This window comes from Thiocapsa imhoffii (genome assembly GCF_016583985.1).
GTDB lineage: Bacteria > Pseudomonadota > Gammaproteobacteria > Chromatiales > Chromatiaceae > Thiocapsa > Thiocapsa imhoffii.
Window position 1 is genome coordinate 21,630 of sequence record NZ_NRSD01000013.1, and the last position, 16,121, is coordinate 37,750.

16 protein-coding genes and 1 pseudogene are annotated in these 16,121 nt (G+C 61.8%); 13 read left to right on the forward strand and 4 right to left on the reverse strand.

All coding sequences use genetic code 11. The features are described from left to right. Positions 1-4: 4 nt before the first annotated feature. The 9 genes and pseudogenes from CKO25_RS12720 to CKO25_RS12755 all read left to right on the forward strand — a co-directional run bounded on the left by CKO25_RS12720 (position 5) and on the right by CKO25_RS12755 (position 8,485). A complete protein-coding gene (locus CKO25_RS12720; protein WP_200388317.1) occupies positions 5-523 on the forward strand; it encodes a hypothetical protein in 519 nt (172 codons plus the stop codon). A gap of 111 nt (positions 524-634) precedes the next feature. Beyond that, positions 635-997 (forward strand): hypothetical protein, encoded by a 363-nt coding sequence (locus tag CKO25_RS12725; RefSeq protein ID WP_200388318.1) that lies wholly within the window; start codon positions 635-637, stop codon positions 995-997. A 40-nt stretch (positions 998-1,037) separates the two neighbouring features. Further along, positions 1,038-1,208, forward strand: a complete 171-nt coding sequence (locus tag CKO25_RS12730; RefSeq protein WP_200388319.1) for a hypothetical protein — start codon at positions 1,038-1,040, stop codon at positions 1,206-1,208. A 516-nt stretch (positions 1,209-1,724) separates the two neighbouring features. Then, positions 1,725-2,207, forward strand: coding sequence for a Crp/Fnr family transcriptional regulator (locus tag CKO25_RS12735; protein WP_200388320.1), 483 nt, complete (start codon positions 1,725-1,727; stop codon positions 2,205-2,207). A gap of 331 nt (positions 2,208-2,538) precedes the next feature. After that, complete coding sequence (locus CKO25_RS12740) at positions 2,539-3,612, forward strand: HlyD family secretion protein (RefSeq protein ID WP_200388321.1); 1,074 nt, start codon at positions 2,539-2,541, stop codon at positions 3,610-3,612. A gap of 8 nt (positions 3,613-3,620) precedes the next feature. After that, positions 3,621-5,486, forward strand: a pseudogene (locus CKO25_RS12745) (ATP-binding cassette domain-containing protein); the annotation flags it as partial. A gap of 107 nt (positions 5,487-5,593) precedes the next feature. Then, positions 5,594-6,448, forward strand: coding sequence for an ABC transporter permease (locus CKO25_RS22160; protein WP_443080762.1), 855 nt, complete (start codon positions 5,594-5,596; stop codon positions 6,446-6,448). 2 nt (positions 6,449-6,450) lie between these two features. Next, positions 6,451-7,575 carry an ABC transporter permease gene (locus CKO25_RS12750; protein WP_200388322.1) on the forward strand — a complete coding sequence of 375 codons (1,125 nt, stop codon included), beginning with the start codon at positions 6,451-6,453 and terminating at the stop codon, positions 7,573-7,575. A gap of 46 nt (positions 7,576-7,621) precedes the next feature. Next, a complete protein-coding gene (locus CKO25_RS12755) occupies positions 7,622-8,485 on the forward strand; it encodes a damage-control phosphatase ARMT1 family protein (RefSeq protein ID WP_200388323.1) in 864 nt (287 codons plus the stop codon). A gap of 109 nt (positions 8,486-8,594) precedes the next feature. Here the strand turns inward: CKO25_RS12755 and CKO25_RS12760 are convergent, their stop codons facing one another. The 3 genes from CKO25_RS12760 to CKO25_RS22220 are packed head-to-tail and all read right to left on the reverse strand — an operon-like array spanning position 8,595 to position 9,701. Continuing rightward, positions 8,595-8,849 (reverse strand): type II toxin-antitoxin system HicA family toxin, encoded by a 255-nt coding sequence (locus tag CKO25_RS12760; protein WP_200388324.1) that lies wholly within the window; start codon positions 8,847-8,849, stop codon positions 8,595-8,597. Next, entirely contained in the window at positions 8,759-9,229 is a 471-nt protein-coding gene (locus tag CKO25_RS22215) for a hypothetical protein (protein ID WP_503663880.1), read from the reverse strand. The genes CKO25_RS12760 and CKO25_RS22215 overlap by 91 nt, the downstream gene beginning before the upstream one ends. After that, positions 9,147-9,701 (reverse strand): type IIL restriction-modification enzyme MmeI, encoded by a 555-nt coding sequence (locus CKO25_RS22220; RefSeq protein ID WP_503663881.1) that lies wholly within the window; start codon positions 9,699-9,701, stop codon positions 9,147-9,149. Before CKO25_RS22220 ends, CKO25_RS22215 begins: the two co-directional genes overlap by 83 nt. Positions 9,702-9,945: 244 nt before the next feature. On the opposite strand from CKO25_RS22220, the gene CKO25_RS12775 reads away from it, so the two are divergent. The 3 genes from CKO25_RS12775 to CKO25_RS21225 all read left to right on the forward strand — a co-directional run bounded on the left by CKO25_RS12775 (position 9,946) and on the right by CKO25_RS21225 (position 13,972). Next, a complete protein-coding gene (locus tag CKO25_RS12775) occupies positions 9,946-10,491 on the forward strand; it encodes a lipid-binding SYLF domain-containing protein (protein WP_242467596.1) in 546 nt (181 codons plus the stop codon). A 398-nt stretch (positions 10,492-10,889) separates the two neighbouring features. Then, positions 10,890-13,247 carry a phosphoketolase family protein gene (locus tag CKO25_RS12780; RefSeq protein ID WP_200388327.1) on the forward strand — a complete coding sequence of 786 codons (2,358 nt, stop codon included), beginning with the start codon at positions 10,890-10,892 and terminating at the stop codon, positions 13,245-13,247. A 266-nt stretch (positions 13,248-13,513) separates the two neighbouring features. Further along, positions 13,514-13,972, forward strand: a complete 459-nt coding sequence (locus tag CKO25_RS21225) for a hypothetical protein (RefSeq protein ID WP_242467597.1) — start codon at positions 13,514-13,516, stop codon at positions 13,970-13,972. Here the strand turns inward: CKO25_RS21225 and CKO25_RS12790 are convergent. Then, positions 13,964-14,725 (reverse strand): hypothetical protein, encoded by a 762-nt coding sequence (locus tag CKO25_RS12790; protein ID WP_242467598.1) that lies wholly within the window; start codon positions 14,723-14,725, stop codon positions 13,964-13,966. The two genes, CKO25_RS21225 and CKO25_RS12790, sit on opposite strands and share 9 nt — an antisense overlap. 765 nt (positions 14,726-15,490) lie before the next feature. Between CKO25_RS12790 and CKO25_RS12795 the strand changes: the two genes are divergently transcribed. Next, positions 15,491-16,054 (forward strand): lipid-binding SYLF domain-containing protein, encoded by a 564-nt coding sequence (locus tag CKO25_RS12795; RefSeq protein ID WP_200388329.1) that lies wholly within the window; start codon positions 15,491-15,493, stop codon positions 16,052-16,054. Positions 16,055-16,121 lie beyond the last annotated feature (67 nt).

Below are 16,121 nucleotides of genomic sequence, written 5' to 3' on the forward strand. Positions count from 1 at the left end.
AACGATGCCCGACTCACATCAAATCGATCGCATCATCGAGATTCTCGACGGCACGGAAACGGCGCTCACGAAGCGGATTCGGGATCAAGAACAGGCCGAACGCACCGCCATCGCGCCGCGCCTCTTCTTCGTGCTCATCGGTGCGCTTGCGCTCGCCAATGTCTACTTCGTCAGCCAACTGACGCTGGAGATGCGCTCCATTATCTCGAATCTGAACGATATGTATGGCCACTTCGCGACCGTTTCGGTACGAATGTCCGACATTCGCGCCGATATGACCCGCATGGAGCAAGAGATTCGTCTGATGCCGGTGCTACAGGAACAGATGACCGCGTTGGCTCATGAAATTGCAACCATGAACCAGGACGTCGGCACCATGACGAGCACAGTGGTCGACATGGAACAGCGTGTCGGCACCATCAACCGGAGTGTCGTGGAGCTGGCGCTGCGCTTCCGAGGACTGAACCAGAAGGTCGGCCAGATGAGTCTCGATGTCGATCAGATGGCGCGTCCGGTGCCCTGAGGATGAGCACGGCTGAAGAGGCGACATCAGCGACCATCCCGTCACCCACCCGGCCAAGTCACCACGGCCAGGTCACCATCGAGCATTCACGAGCCCAGAGGAAGCTTCCCCATGAACGTCGAGCGATCGAAAGAACACACCAGCCAGCGGCCAGGTCCCGGGCGTTTTGCCCTGCTCGCCGTCGCAACCGTTTTACTTGGAGCCTGCGCCTCGAGTGGCGAGCACGTGAGTGGCGCGATGCAAATCACGGTTCGACCTGGAGACACCGGCACCTGCGACACCAGCCCCTGCGAGGTCTTCTTGGTCATGCCGCCGGGCACGGGGAGCTACGCCGTGACCGGGAACGAAGTCAAGATCGGCGACTTCCCGGCCGGCCAGACCGTCTCGCTCGGACAACTCTTCGGTAGCAATGCCATCAAGGTCGTCGGTGCCAATGTGCCGCCGGCCTATGTCTATATTCCGCGCGATCTCTAGCGCCGAGCATCCGGGCTGGGTGGTCGAGGAGGCAACGTTCGTGACCATCATCCCGGCCATCCAGTGCTTCGAGATGTTGCATCCGGTGTCCTCGCTCGAAGGCGTGGGGCATGTCATCGGTCCGCTTTATCCGGCCACGCACGTCCTCGCCAGCACGCGCGGCGTCTCCAAAAAAGCGCTGAGCTTCGCCAGTCTTGAAGCCTCCTTCTAACCAATCGCGCTGGCCGTTCCGGTCACCCGAGCCCGGTCGATCCCGCGGTCGAAACAACCGGAGCCCCGAGGGTGCCGCATCGCGCCAACATCCCTCGGCTGGACATCAATAAACTCTGGAGCCTGGCCCGCGACCCGATGATGCCCACCCTGATTCGCCCGCGGTCCAGCCCCATGGTTATGTGCGTTACCGTACCGACCACCTTTTTCCCATGCGTATCATGTCTAGCAAGTGGCTGACGATCGTCTTCCACGTCGTCTTCCACGGCATTCCACGCGCGCTATCATTGATGGGTTCGATGGTTCGGTAAGACGCATCAGTCAAGAACGGACAGGGTCGTGTCCAATGCCGCGACCCAAACGCTGAATGCAATCACCTGCAAGGCCTCAGCTAATCCAGAACTCGAAGTCAAGGACCACATTCCAAGCAATTTCTGCTGGGCTCCTGATCTTGCCGCGGATGAACAGGCGGGTTGTTCGTCCTGTTTGTCCCATTGCCACCAGAGGTTGCAGATTGATGAATACAATACATGGTTTGGAAGCATTACGGAGCTCCCTCCTAACGGCCGAACTGAGTGAGGATGAAACTCAGGCACTCGCGGACCGAATGGGGGTGAAGACGCTGTGCAATGGTGAGGTTTTGGTTGCTGAAGGGGATCTGTGCCAGACGCTGTTCCTGCAAGCTGCGGGAGCCATTCAACTCTATCGGGACTGCGCTGGTGATGAAGAAATTCTCTACCAGATGCACCTCGGTGAATGCGTTGGAACCCGTAGCTTCGTCGACGGTTCGGCCTATGTATTTGGGCTGCGCTCTATCGGCGACAGCACTGTTTTGACCTTGGACTCCGACGCCTTAGATACCCTGGATCAAGAGCATCCCCGCTTGTTGTATAAAATCATGCGTGCATTCGTTCTCATCACTCACGTCACGTTGGCGCGCTTGCGCCTCGAGGATGCCGAGCTGCGTCATTACGTATTAAAGTCCGGCGGGCGCTATTGAGCACCCAATGAGAGCATCTCGATAGTCACGCACTGAACCGGGCCAGCTTATCAGCGTTGATCCACCAAGAGACCAGCTGCGTAGTGAGTCGTTAGAAGCGCCTGAACTCAGCGCCAAGCGATCCGATCACCATTGAGGATGCAGCAGGCGGGACGCGGATCAGGATGGAGGGTGTCGCGCAGGACGAGCCGAGTATTCAGCTGGTGAACGACCAGCGGGAGCATCGGGGCGAGGTCGTCATCCAGGGCGCATGATTGACCAGCACCGTCGCTGGCGGCGCATCGCTCGCGGTTGACTCCTTCACTTCAGGCTCAGGGACACAGGATCCATCATGACGCCAGCAGTCAAGAAGAACATGGTTCTGCTGATCAGTGCAGTGGCCATCGCCATCATCGCGGTCCTGGTCTGGACCACCCTGCAACCCTCGGGTCCGGGCGCCGGCTTCGTCAGCGGCAACGGCCGCATCGAGGCCACCGAGATCGACGTCGCCACCAAGCTCGCCGGACGGGTGGAAGAGATCCTGGTCAACGAGGGCGATTTCGTGGAGGCCGGACAGCCGCTGGCGCAGATGCGGGTCGCGACGCTCGACGCCCAACGCGACGAGGCGTTGGCGCAGTCCCGCCAGGCCGTCACCGCCGTCGCCAGCGCCAAGGCCCAGGTCGCGGTGAGCCAGAGCGACACGGCTGCCGCGCAGGCGCTGGTGGGACAGCGCGAGAGCGAGCTGGACGCCGCGCAGCGGCGCTACGCCCGTTCCGAGACCCTGTCCGAGAAGGGCATGACGACCCGCCAGATCCTCGACGATGACCGCGCCCGCGTGCACGGCGCCGAGGCCACGTTGGCCGGTGCCCAAGCCCAGGTGACCGCGAGCGAGGCGGCGACCACGGCCGCGCGCGCCGCGGTCGTCGGCGCCGACTCGGGTGTGGAGGCCAGCGAGGCGACGGTCGCCCGTGTCGAGGCCGATATCGAGGACAGTCACCTCACGTCCCCACGCGCCGGACGCGTGCAATACCGCATCGCGCAGCCCGGCGAGGTCCTGGCCGCCGGCGGCAAGGTGCTCAACCTGGTTGATCTCAGCGATGTCTACATGACCTTTTTCTTGCCAGAGACAGCAGCCGGTCGGGTCGCGCTGGGCAGCGAGGTGCATCTCGTGCTCGATGCGGCACCGCAATACGTGATTCCGGCGCGGGTGTCCTATGTCGCCAGCACCGCGCAGTTCACGCCCAAGACGGTGGAGACGGCCAGCGAGCGGCAGAAGCTGATGTTCCGCGTCAAGGCGCGGATCGACCCGGAGCTGCTGCTGAAACACCGCGCGCTGGTCAAGACCGGCCTGCCCGGCATGGCCTGGCTCAAGCTCGATGCCGCGGCTGCCTGGCCGGCTAACCTGGTTATCAAGGTGCCGGATTGAGCCCCGGCATGGCCCCGCCGCCCCTGGTCGATTCACGGGGGCGGGACGCGCCGGGGCCAGTCGCCCATCTGGTCCCCGGTCCGGTCGCCAGCCTGGTCGGCGTTGGTCTGCGCTACGGCAAGGTGGTGGCGCTGGACAACATCAGCCTGGACCTCCCGGCCGGGCGTATGGTCGGGCTGCTCGGCCCGGACGGCGTGGGCAAGTCCAGCCTGCTGGCGCTGCTCGCCGGCGCCCGCGCCATTCAGCAGGGCCAGGTGAGCGCCTTAGGCGGGGACATGGCCAGCGCCCGCCATCGTGGCCGCGTCTGTCCGCGCATCTCCTACATGCCGCAGGGTCTGGGCAAAAACCTCTATCCAACCCTGTCGATTGAGGAGAATCTTCAGTTCTTCGGCCGGTTGTTCGGTCACTCGGCCGCCGAGCGTCGCCGTCGCATCGACGCACTGACCGCGAGCACCGGTCTGACGCCCTTCCTGTCGCGCCCGGCCGGCAAGCTCTCCGGCGGCATGAAGCAGAAGCTGGGTCTGTGCTGCGCGCTGATTCACGACCCGGACCTGTTGATTCTGGACGAGCCGACCACCGGCGTCGATCCGCTCGCCCGCTCACAGTTCTGGGATTTAATCACAGGGATCCGATCCTTCGACGCCGCTCAAGACAGGCCCGAGCGGACCGGCATGAGCGTGATCGTCGCCACCGCCTACATGGACGAGGCGCAGGGCTTCGACTGGCTGGTGGCGATGGATGCCGGTCGCGTCTTGGCCACCGGCACGCCGGCCGAGCTGCTGGCGCGCACCGGCAGTGATTCGCTGGACGCGGCCTTCATCGCGCTGCTACCCGAAGACCGGCGGCGCGGTCATCGGGCGGTGACGATTCCGCCGATAGCGTCCGGAGGCGACACGGACATCGCCATCGAGGCGAACGACCTCACCATGCGTTTCGGCGATTTCGTCGCCGTCGACCATGTGAGCTTCTCCATCCGTCGCGGCGAGATCTTCGGCTTCATCGGCTCCAACGGCTGCGGCAAATCCACCACCATGAAGATGCTGACCGGCCTGCTGCCGGCTAGCGAAGGCAACGCGGCCCTGTTCGGACAGGCGGTCGACCCCAGGGACATCGCCACGCGCCGGCGTGTGGGCTACATGTCGCAGGCGTTCTCGCTCTATTCGGAGTTGACGGTGCGGCAGAATCTGGTGCTGCACGCGCGTCTCTTCCAGGTGCCGGAGACCGAGATCCCGGCGCGGGTGGACGAGATGGTCGAGCGCTTCGGTCTGGCCGAGTCGGTCGACGCGCTGCCCGACAGGCTGCCGCTGGGCATCCGTCAGCGTCTCTCGCTGGCCGTGGCGATGGTGCATCGCCCCGAGCTACTGATCCTGGACGAGCCCACCTCGGGCGTGGACCCCATCGCGCGCGACAGCCTCTGGCAACTGATGATCGACCTGGCGCGCCGAGATCAGGTCACCATCTTCATCTCCACCCATTTCATGAACGAGGCCGGGCGCTGCGACCGCATCTCGCTGATGCATGCCGGGCGCGTGCTGGTCACCGACACGCCGGCCGAGCTGGTGCGCCAACGCGGGGCGGCGACGCTGGAAGCGGCGTTCATCGGTTATCTGGAAGACGCCGGCGCGCGTGGCGAGGTGGCAGCCCCGCCGGTGACCGCGGCCCCATCGGTTTCAACGATTCAAGCGACCGCGCCGCGTGCGCGCCGCATCCCCTTCAGCCTCGGGCGCGCCTGGAGCTACGCGCTGCGCGAGACACTGGAGCTGCGACGCGACCCGATGCGCGCCACCATGGCGCTGTTGGGAACGGCGCTGCTGATGTTCGTCTTCGGCTATGGCATCAGCCTGGACGTGGAGGATCTCAGCTACGCCGTGCTCGACCGCGACCGGACCGGCTTGAGCCAGAACTATGCACTGAGCCTGTCCGGCTCGCGCACTTCGTCGAGCGCCCGCCGATCCTCGATGACCGGGATCTCGACCGGCGCATGCGCGCCGGTCAGCTCGCGCTGGCCATCGAGATCCCGACCGGCTTCGCGCGCGACATCGCTCGCGGTCACAGCGTTCAGATCGGTGCCTGGGTCGATGGCGCCATGCCGGTGCGCGCCGAGACGGTGCGGGGCTATGTGCAGGGGATGCATCAGGGATGGCTGCTGGAGCAGGCAAAAGAGCGGCTCGGCCAAGACGGCGCAACCAGCCCGGCCACCATCGAGACCCGCTTTCGCTACAACCCCGACGTGCGCAGCCTGCCGGCGATGGTGCCGGCGGTCATCCCTATGCTGCTGCTGATGATCCCGGCGATGCTGACCGCACTCTCGGTGGTGCGCGAGAAGGAGCTGGGCTCGATCATCAATCTCTATGTCACCCCGGTGACTCGCAGCGAGTTCCTGCTCGGCAAGCAGATGCCGTACATCCTGCTGGCGATGCTCAACTTCGCCCTGCTGACGCTGCTGGCGGTGACCGTCTTCGGGGTGCCGGTGAAGGGCAGCCTGCTGGCGCTGACGGCGGGGGCGCTGCTCTTCGTCACCTTCTCGACCGGCTTCGGGCTCTTCGCCTCGACCTTCACGCGCAGCCAGATCGCGGCCATGTTCGTGACCATCATCGGCACCATCATCCCGGCGATTCAGTTCTCCGGCATGTTGAACCCGGTGTCCTCACTCGAAGGCGTGGGTCATGTCATCGGCCAGTTCTATCCAGCCGCACACTTTCTGACCATCACGCGCGGCGTCTTCAACAAGGCGCTCGGTTTCGCCGGCCTCGAAGCCTCCTTCTGGCCGCTCGCCCTGGCGGTGCCGGTCATCTTGGCCCTGTCGATCCTGCTGCTGAAGAAGCAGGAGCGCTGAGGATGGCGCATCTCGCCAACATCTACCGCCTGGGCATCAAGGAGCTCTGGAGCCTGGCGCGCGACCCCATGATGCTCGTCCTGATCGCCTACACCTTCACAGTCTCCATCTATGTCGCCGCCACGGCGATGCCGGAGACGCTGCACAAGGCGCCGATCGCCATCGTCGACGAGGACGGCTCGCCGCTGTCGATGCGCATCGCGAGCGCCTTCTATCCCCCGCGGTTTGATCCCCCGGCGATGATCGGCCTCTCGGAGATCGATGCCGGCATGGATGCCGGGACCTATACCTTCGTGCTGGACATCCCGCCGGACTTTCAACGCGACGTGCTGGCCGGGCGCTCGCCCGCCATCCAGCACAATGTCGACGCCACACGCATGAGTCAGGCCTTCACCGGCAGCCGCTTTGTCCAGCAGATGGTGCTGGGCGAGGTTGGCGAATTCGTGCAGCGTTACCGTGGCAGCGCACCCCTGCCGGTCGAGTTGGCCCTGCGCACCCGTTTTAATCCCAACCTGGAGCAGTCCTGGTTCGGCGCGCTGATGGAGATCATCAACAACGTCACCCTGCTGTCGATCATCCTGACCGGCGCGGCGCTGATCCGCGAGCGCGAGCACGGCACCATCGAGCACCTGCTGGCGATGCCGGTCACGCCGGCCGAGATCATGCTGGCCAAGATCTGGTCGATGGGCCTGGTGGTGCTGCTGGCTGCCGGCGTGGCCCTGGTACTCGTCGTACAGGGCGTGCTGCGCATCCCGATCGAGGGCTCGCTGGCGCTCTTTCTGGTCGCCGCCACGCTGCATCTCTTCGCCACCACCTCGCTCGGCATCTTCATGGCCACCCTGGCGCGCTCCATGCCGCAGTTCGGGATGCTCGCCGTGCTCATCCTGCTGCCGCTGCAACTGCTCTCGGGCAACTCCACCCCGCGCGAGAGCATGCCCGAGCTGGTGCAGACCCTGATGCTCGGCGCACCGACCACGCACTTCGTCACCGCCGCCCAGGCCATCCTCTATCGCGGCGCCGGCCTCGACGTGGTCTGGCCGCCGTTCCTCGCGCTCGCTGCGATCGGCGCCGTGTTCTTCGGCATCGCGCTGACTCGTTTTCGTCGCACCATCAGTGCGATGGCCTAGCATCGATCCAGCCACGGCAAAGACCAATGACTCGGACACTCGCTTCATGAAGACCTACCTCGACTGCTATCCCTGTTTCCTGCGGCAAGCCCTGAGCGCGGCCCGCCAGGCCGAAGCCTCGGTGGAGCTGCAACATCACATCCTGCTGGAGACCATGGACCAACTTCGCGCCCTCCCGGTGCAATCGACGCCGCCGGTGATGGCGGAAATCATCCACCGAACGGTCCGGCGCGAGACGCAGACGCCCGATCCCTATGCGCGGAGCAAGCGGGACGCCACGGCGCAGGCCATGAGGCTGCTGCCCGCCTTGCGCGAGCGCGTGCGTATCGCCCCGGATCCATTGGAGACCGCCGTGCGCATCGCCATCGCCGGCAACATGATCGACGACGGCATGGCGGAACCCTTCGAACTGAATGCGACCCTGGCGCGGGTCCTCGAACAACCCTTCGCGATCGATGGCTTGGCGCGCCTGCGCGAGGCGCTGAAGGACGCCGACAGCCTCCTCTACCTGGCCGACAACGCCGGTGAAACGGTCTTTGACCGGGTGCTGATCGAGCACCTCGCCCTGCCGGTGACCTATGTGGTCAAGGCTGGCCCGATCATCAACGACGCGACCCGCGAAGACGCCCTGGCCGCGGGTCTGGATGCGGTCAGTCACATCATCGATAACGGTTCGGATGCGCCCGGCACCTTGCTCGAACATTGCTCGGCGGCGTTTCGCGAGCAATTCGCACAAGCACCCCTGATCCTGGCCAAGGGTCAGGCGAACTACGAAACGCTCAGCGAGACCCTGGCGCCGGTGTTCTTTCTGCTCCAGGCGAAGTGCTCGGTCATTGCCGGCGATCTGGGCGTCCCGGTCGGCAGTGTGGTGCTGAAGGCTTGCTCGAATTCGCTGACCGATTCGCCATGAAAACCAATGATGTCGTCAATATCCAGTACGCGCCCGACGATGATCTTGTCGTCCGGGTCAAAGGTCATGCTGGCCTGATAACCGCGATAGTGCATCACGTTGGTTACGCTCATGGAGTCATACCGAGTTGTGTGGGGTATTCGCGCACCTGCTTGACGCGGTATATCAGCGCATCTTTGCGCGGGTGCGGCCGATGAAACTTGGCTTTACGGCCGTCTTTCTCGAAGGTGACGGCCGATTCGCTGCCTTCGATCACCAGGCAGCCGACGGCGATCAGCAGCGCTTCGATGCGCGACCACTCCAGATTCCCGTTGACCGGCTCGAAGAAGATCGCCTCAAACGTCTTGCGGTGCCTGCTATGCATGCGATGTATTCCGCCTGCGGCCATTGGGCCTTTCGCGGGTTGAGATAGCGGAGCTGTTCGACCTGCGCCGCCTCATCCGGGATCTTCTCCCCAGTGATCGGGCTGATCTTGTCGATGATGCCATCCCAGCGCGTCACCGGCTGGCCATTGGCGTCGCGCACCAACTCCACGGCGTCGTAGTCGATCAGGGCGTCGCGGTTCTCGATGTTGTGGAAATCGCGCAGCACCGGCTCGGGTGAGGTTGACCTTGCCGTCAGAGGCTGTGCAGTTGCGGGCAGAAGGACTCCGGCTTGGCCTTTAGGACGCTCCAGCAGCTCGAGAAAGCTGCGCTCCGGCAGCAGACCCACGTCCTCGGCGAACATGGTGAACAGACAGCGCATGAGAAAACCGCGGCGACGGACGGGCGTAGTTCTCGGATTGATTCAGCGCCTTGACGATGGCCGCGTCCCAGCCGCTGCTGCCAGTCTGCTTGCCGGTGTCCTTGCCTTCGAGGATGAAACAGCCGCGCCGGTAGAGGTCGGACGAGCGCGCGGTCTGGCCGCCGTTGGCAGCGGGTTCGGTCAGCTTGCGCTCGAAGACGTAGGCGTTGTCGCCGATCTTGGAGCCGGACGGGTCGGGCTGAGGCAGATCGAGCAGGGTGCAAAGCTCGGTGATGAACATCTGCAGGTTGGCGCGCTCGTTGCGGCCGTGGCTGATCCCGCCGCCCCAGCGCGTGATGAATGCCTCGACGGCGTGCTCGATCATGCCCGCTGCTCCCTGAACACGTAAAGCCCGCGCTGATAGGCCGGACGTCCCTGGAAAATCCCCCGTCGTCTCAGGTGTCACCTTCGTTTCAGCAGTCTTCAGCGTCATCGGTTTAGCGATCGCCGCCGACCGATGCTGACTCAAATCGAAAATCGCTTTGTTCGCCAGCGAACAGAACTTGCGCAAACATCAGTCTAATCTGGTTTCTGTTAATCGGACGAATCCGATGCTTTTCAGCCCTGGACGCGATTGAGATAGATCCGCATGACAGTCATGGACGTCAAGCAGACTTGACTTTCCCTCCATCCATTACAGAACGACCGAGGATACGCACATGAGCAATCGACGACCCATGATGAAAACCCTGCTGCTCGTTGCGGCTGCCGCATTTTCACTCGTTTCTTTCGGCGGCCAGGCGTTGGCCGCAACGGCGGAAGACCTGAATAAAGACGCGGCCACTGCATTAGCGCTCTTGTATCAAACCAATCCGGATGCCGCCGCGATCGGCAAGACGGCAACGGCAGTTCTGGTGTTTCCGAATGTCGTTAAGGCTGGACTGGTCTTCGGCGGAAGTTATGGCGAGGGTGTTCTGATGAAGGGCTCCGAGGTCGCCGGCTACTACAATTCAGTGTCTGCGTCCTGGGGCTGGCAGGCTGGCGTTCAGTCATACAGCTACGTTGTCTTTCTTATGAATGACAAGGTATTGAGTTATCTCGATACCTCGGAAGGATGGGAAATCGGGGTCGGGCCGACCGTGGTGGCCGTCGATGCAGGTGTGGCGAAGAATCTGTCATCGACAACATTAAAGGATGACGCCTATGCCTTCATTTTTGATCAGCAGGGGTTGATGGCCAGCCTCAGCATCGAAGGAACGAAAATTACACCCATCAAACGTTGAATGGATGGCGCGCGGGTCTTGCCCGCGCGCCGATGCCCGCTTGACCACGGCATCACCACTCTGGCTATGAATGCGCGCGCACTTGATCTACGGGCCAAGATGACCGATTCGGCCAGCCACGATTGGCCGCTGTGCGGCGTTTCGTGGATTTGGGTTACGACCTAATCGCGGCATCGCCCGGGTGAGCGATGCGGTAAAACCCGCATGTTATGCTCGTGACAACCCGTCGCCCGCGAGGTGCGCGATGCGTTTTTTCAACACCGCCGGTCTCTGCTCGATCTCGATTCGCGGGAATGCAGTTTCCGGCGTCCGCTCGCCACTTCCTGAGATGGGCCACCGCATGGCCAGGTGGTGTTCCCCCCGCGTCAACCAAGACATGTCCATTCAGGAGTCAGCGTATGACCACGGCGACCCAGCCCCTCGACCCCGAACAACTGCGCAAGCTCGATGCCTGGTGGCGTGCGGCGAATTATCTCTCGGTCGGACAGATCTATCTCTACGACAATCCGCTGCTGAAAGAGCCGCTGGCACTATCACACATCAAGCCGCGCCTGCTCGGCCACTGGGGCACGACACCGGGCCTGAGCTTCATCTACGCGCATCTCAACCGTGTCATCAAGGAACAGGACCTCAGCATGGTCTATGTCGCCGGGCCGGGGCATGGTGGACCGGCGATGGTAGCGAACGCCTATCTGGAGGGTACCTACAGCGAGGTCTATCCGAACATCTCGCGGGACGAGGACGGGATGCGGCGGCTGTTCAAGCAGTTCTCCTTTCCCGGCGGGATCCCCAGCCACGTCGCGCCCGAGACGCCGGGTTCGATCAACGAGGGCGGCGAGTTGGGTTATGCGCTCTCCCATGCCTATGGTGCGGCCTTCGACAACCCCGACCTGATCGTGGCCTGCGTGGTCGGCGACGGCGAGGCGGAGACCGGCCCGCTCGCCACGAGTTGGCACTCCAATAAGTTTCTGAACCCGATCCACGATGGGGCCGTGCTGCCCATCCTGCACCTGAACGGCTACAAAATCGCCGGCCCCACGGTGCTGGCGCGCATCCCGCGCGATGAGCTGGAAGCGCTGTTCCATGGCTATGGTTACGCTCCCTACGTCGTCGATGGTGACGATCCCATGACGATGCACCAGCTCATGGCCGCCACGCTCGATATCGTGGTCGCCGAGATCCAGCGCATCCAGAACGACGCCCGCGCCTTCGGTTTCGACACCCGTCCGCGCTGGCCCATGATCATCCTGCGCTCGCCCAAGGGCTGGACCGGCCCGAAGACCGTGGACGGGAAGGCGACCGAAGGCACCTCCCGGTCCCATCAGGTACCGATGGCCAACATGACGCGCCCAGGGCATCTGGAGATTCTGGAAGGCTGGCTGAAAAGCTATCGCCCGGAGGAGTTGTTCGATGTCACCGGCAAGCTTAACGCCGAACTTGCGGCCCTAGCCCCGCACGGTGAACGGCGCATGAGCGCCAGTCCGCACGCCAATGGCGGCCTGCTGCTGCGCGATCTGCGGATGCCGGATTTCCGCGACCAGGCGGTGGACGTGCCGCGACCGGGTGGCGTGGACGCCGAGGCGACCCGCGTCCAAGGCCGTTTCATCCGTGACGTGGTGCGGCTCAATCCCGACAACTTCCGCGTCTTCAGCCCGGATGAGACGTCCTCGAACCGCTGGGATGCGGTGTTCGAGGTGACGGACCGCTGTTCGGTCGCGCAGATCACCGCTGACGACGAGCATGTCGGACCGAATGGTCGGGTGATGGAGATGTTGAGCGAGCATCAGTGCGAAGGCTGGCTTGAAGGCTATCTGCTCACCGGCCGTCACGGCTTCTTTTCCTGCTATGAAGCCTTCATCCACATCGTCGGCTCCATGTTCAATCAGCACGCCAAGTGGCTCAAGGTGTGCAACCACATCCCCTGGCGGCGGCCGATTGCCTCGCTCAACTATCTGCTGTCCTCCCATGTCTGGCGTCAGGATCACAACGGTTTCAGCCATCAGGATCCCGGCTTCATCGACCACGTCATCAACAAGAAGGCGGAGGTTATCCGGGTCTATCTGCCGCCGGATGCCAACACCCTGCTCTCGGTGACCGATCACTGTCTGCGGAGCCGCAATTATGTGAATGTCATCGTGGCCGGGAAGCAGCCCTCGCCCCAATGGCTCGACATGGATGCCGCCATCAAGCACTGTACCGCCGGCATCGGCATCTGGCCCTGGGCCAGCAACGACCAGGGCGGCGAGCCGGAGGTCGTGATGGCCTGCGCCGGTGACGTGCCGACACTCGAAACCCTGGCCGCCGTCAGCCTGCTGCGCACGCATGTTCCCGACCTCAAGATCCGGGTCATCAACGTGGTCGACCTCATGAAGCTTCAGCCGCCGAGCGAACACCCGCACGGCTTGAGCGACCGGGACTTCGACCTGCTCTTCACCACCGACAAACCCATCATCTTCGCCTATCACGGCTATCCCTGGCTGATTCATCGGCTCACCTATCGCCGCACCAACCACCACAACCTGCATGTGCGCGGGTACAAGGAAGAAGGCACGACGTCGACGCCCTTCGATACCGTGGTGAAAAACGAGCTGGATCGCTTTGATCTGGTCGCCGATGTCATTGATCGGGTGCCGCGACTCGGGATCAAGGCCGCCTACGCCAAGCAAGCGATTCGCGACAAGCTGATTGAGCACACGCACTATATCGCCGAGTACGGGGAGGATCTGCCGGAGATTCGGGACTGGAGATGGCAATAGAGCGACGAGCGGGACTCAGCCTCTGTTGTGTTGCGTTGGTTTCCGGTTGCAGCACACATTTCGCAACGGGGACGGACATTGCCGCTCATCAGTCCAACCCGATGTTCAGTGCATACTCCTCCGAAGACGCGGATGTCCCGTTCGTGATGCAGCCGAAAACGGCCATGGCACATGGTTCGAGGCAAGCCAACTTTGCGTCGGAGAGCGCATCGCCTAGGACACGGGGTCTGGCAGATTGGGTTCTGGGTTCACGAGACCATCTCGACATGCCGTTCGCGATCGTCGATAAAGTCAACGCGAAGGTTTATGTGTTCGACGTTAACGGAAAGCTGCAAGGAGCAGCACCCGCGCTGCTGGGCCTGGCGCTGGGAGATGAGGTCGCCCCCGGCCTTATCGACATTCCGATATCACAAATTCCCCCTGAGGAGCGCACAACGCCTGCGGGTCGTTTTATCGCGACAATGGGACGCAATTCCCGTGGCAAGGACATACTCTGGGTGGACTACAACAATGCCATCTCCATGCATCCGGTGATGACCAGCAGACCCGAACAGCGCCGGGCGCAACGCCTGGCCACTCCGTCGCCACTCGATAACCGCATTTCCTATGGTTGCATCAATGTTCCGGTAGACTTCTTCAAGGATGTTGTTTCTGAGGTGTTTTCCGGGACATCCGGCGTTGTGTATGTCATGCCAGAAGAGAGGCGTTTTGGATCATCATCGTAAAGACAATCCCACTGGCCCAGCGTGATCATTTGGCGGCCTGTCGCAGAGCTCGTTGATCGAGCGCGGGGTAGAATTCAGACGTTCGAAAGGCGCTTCCCATCCCTTCTTCTTCGCGATCCAGCTCGGCAAGGGCATGACCATCGGCAGGTGACCGTTCGGGCGAAACCAAGAGTCAATGCTCCAGGGATGCCCAGTCTCCGTATCGATCATCACGGCCGTCCAGTGAACCGTAGTGAGATTTAAGCGACTGCGCACTTTCGGCGGTGAGACCGTCCAGCCGGCTAGTTCCCCGATATCCCGGAGGATATGCAGAAAATTGGTGGTGTTGCTGGCGTTATCGACGCAATCCATCCGCCCCTCAAGTCCCGCCTCAAAATCGTTGATGGCACGGTCATTGGCCAACAACGGCTGATATTTTTGCGCCAGCAATTCCATTTGCCAGATGGCGATACGCACATGCTGTAACCGATCGTGAAGACTCGTTCCCGGACAAAGTGCGAGATGCCGTTTTAGTAGAGCCATGTCGTCGGGAGTGAAGGTCATGGTCTGTCTGCGCGCACAGGACCAATTAAAGCAAATCCGCAGGACCACGGACCCGTCCGGGTCGATCACGTACTCTGGTGGGAGTGGCCTCGTCACCGACGATTCCTGCGGTTGATCAAAGATCATCGGTGACGAGGCGGCACCAACGAAACCAGCATGGCTGACGAGCATCGTGAAGAAACTGATCACGGCGAGCCGGGAAAACATCATCGTCGGGATCATCGCGGAAAAGGGATTGCGCCAACATGAAGCTGAAGGGCTTCAGGAATCACCTGAGACACCAATCTCAATCTTCACTATCAACTTGAATCGATCAATTTCAAAGTTGACAGCAAATAGGATTGGAACCGGCAGATCTTCAATTGCGATCTGGTATTGGCTCATACATCGGTGCGGCGGCAGCCGGCGCCGGTTCATGCTTTGAGGCAGTACTGCACGCTGCGAGCAGCAGCACCAAAGTCATGGTCATCAGAAAAGCACTCGTCAAGATGTTGTTCATTGATCGTAACCTGATTGAGCAGTGTTGTAAGAAATGGACACTATTTGACCATACGACGACATGTCGATTCTTGACAGCCAGGTTGTTTCCACATGGTTAGTTTTACAGTCACAGTGCGAGCTGTCTGTGCGGTAACGTACGTTGAAAGCGCGCACCCAGGATTCAAGTCATCGAGGATGAAGGCACCACCCTCACCGCTGCCCATCCGGTGGCTAAAAACAGGCTAGATCGCTTTGATCTGCTCGCAGACGTTATCCTCTTGATCATCATTCCGCCCAACATCCGTCGAGGTTCCACTGTGTGGACCGAAGCTGACCAAAAACGACATCGCTCTGTTCGCTAGCATACAGAACTTGTACAAACTGCCGCCTAGCCTGGCAATCGGATCTGGTTTGGACTGATCGGCAAGACGGTCATGGACATCAATCAAGCTTGACGATCCATCGACCCATCACCGAATGACTGAGGATATGTACATGAGCAATCTTCAAAACACGATAAAACACCTGCTTCTCGTTGCGGCTGCTTCATCTTCACTGGCTGCTTTCGGCGGCCAAATGCTCGCTGCAACGGCGGAAGACCTGAATAAGGACGCGTTCGAGGCCTTGCAGATCTTGTATCAAACCAATCCGGGTGCCGCCACAATTGGACAAACGGCAAAGGGGATTCTGGTGTTCCCGAATGTCGTCAAGGCCGGTCTCGTCTTTGGCGGAAGTTATGGCGAAGGTGTTCTGATGAAGGGCGCCGATGTCGCCGGCTACTACAATTCCGTGTCCGCGTCTTGGGGCTGGCAGGCCGGCGCCCAAGAATACAGCTACATCGTCTTTCTCATGAATAACAAAGTATTAAATTATCTCGACACGTCCGCGGGGTGGGAAATCGGAGTCGGGCCGACCGTGGTCGCGATGGATGCCGGCGCGGCTAAGAATCTGTCATCGACAACATTACAGGAGGATGCCTACGCCTTCATTTTTGATCAGCAGGGGCTGATGGCCAGCCTCAGCATCGAAGGGACCAAAATCTCTCCCATCAAACGTTGAATGGATATAGCGTGCGGGTCTTGCCCGCGCGTCGATGAGGGCCAGTGCATCAGGCCATGCGGCAACG

What these genes read in the sequence shown, in the direction of transcription:
- CKO25_RS12720 (WP_200388317.1), top strand. Translation starts at nt 5, where the DNA reads ATGCCCGACTCACATCAAATCGATCGCATCATCGAGATTCTCGACGGC.
- CKO25_RS12725 (WP_200388318.1), top strand. Translation starts at nt 635, where the DNA reads ATGAACGTCGAGCGATCGAAAGAACACACCAGCCAGCGGCCAGGTCCC.
- CKO25_RS12735 (WP_200388320.1), top strand. Translation starts at nt 1,725, where the DNA reads ATGAATACAATACATGGTTTGGAAGCATTACGGAGCTCCCTCCTAACG.
- CKO25_RS12740 (WP_200388321.1), top strand. Translation starts at nt 2,539, where the DNA reads ATGACGCCAGCAGTCAAGAAGAACATGGTTCTGCTGATCAGTGCAGTG.
- CKO25_RS22160 (WP_443080762.1), top strand. Translation starts at nt 5,594, where the DNA reads ATGCGCGCCGGTCAGCTCGCGCTGGCCATCGAGATCCCGACCGGCTTC.
- CKO25_RS12750 (WP_200388322.1), top strand. Translation starts at nt 6,451, where the DNA reads ATGGCGCATCTCGCCAACATCTACCGCCTGGGCATCAAGGAGCTCTGG.
- CKO25_RS12755 (WP_200388323.1), top strand. Translation starts at nt 7,622, where the DNA reads ATGAAGACCTACCTCGACTGCTATCCCTGTTTCCTGCGGCAAGCCCTG.
- CKO25_RS12760 (WP_200388324.1), bottom strand. Translation starts at nt 8,849, where the DNA reads ATGCATAGCAGGCACCGCAAGACGTTTGAGGCGATCTTCTTCGAGCCG.
- CKO25_RS22215 (WP_503663880.1), bottom strand. Translation starts at nt 9,229, where the DNA reads ATGCGCTGTCTGTTCACCATGTTCGCCGAGGACGTGGGTCTGCTGCCG.
- CKO25_RS22220 (WP_503663881.1), bottom strand. Translation starts at nt 9,701, where the DNA reads ATGACGCTGAAGACTGCTGAAACGAAGGTGACACCTGAGACGACGGGG.
- CKO25_RS12775 (WP_242467596.1), top strand. Translation starts at nt 9,946, where the DNA reads ATGATGAAAACCCTGCTGCTCGTTGCGGCTGCCGCATTTTCACTCGTT.
- CKO25_RS12780 (WP_200388327.1), top strand. Translation starts at nt 10,890, where the DNA reads ATGACCACGGCGACCCAGCCCCTCGACCCCGAACAACTGCGCAAGCTC.
- CKO25_RS21225 (WP_242467597.1), top strand. Translation starts at nt 13,514, where the DNA reads ATGCCGTTCGCGATCGTCGATAAAGTCAACGCGAAGGTTTATGTGTTC.
- CKO25_RS12790 (WP_242467598.1), bottom strand. Translation starts at nt 14,725, where the DNA reads ATGATGTTTTCCCGGCTCGCCGTGATCAGTTTCTTCACGATGCTCGTC.
- CKO25_RS12795 (WP_200388329.1), top strand. Translation starts at nt 15,491, where the DNA reads ATGAGCAATCTTCAAAACACGATAAAACACCTGCTTCTCGTTGCGGCT.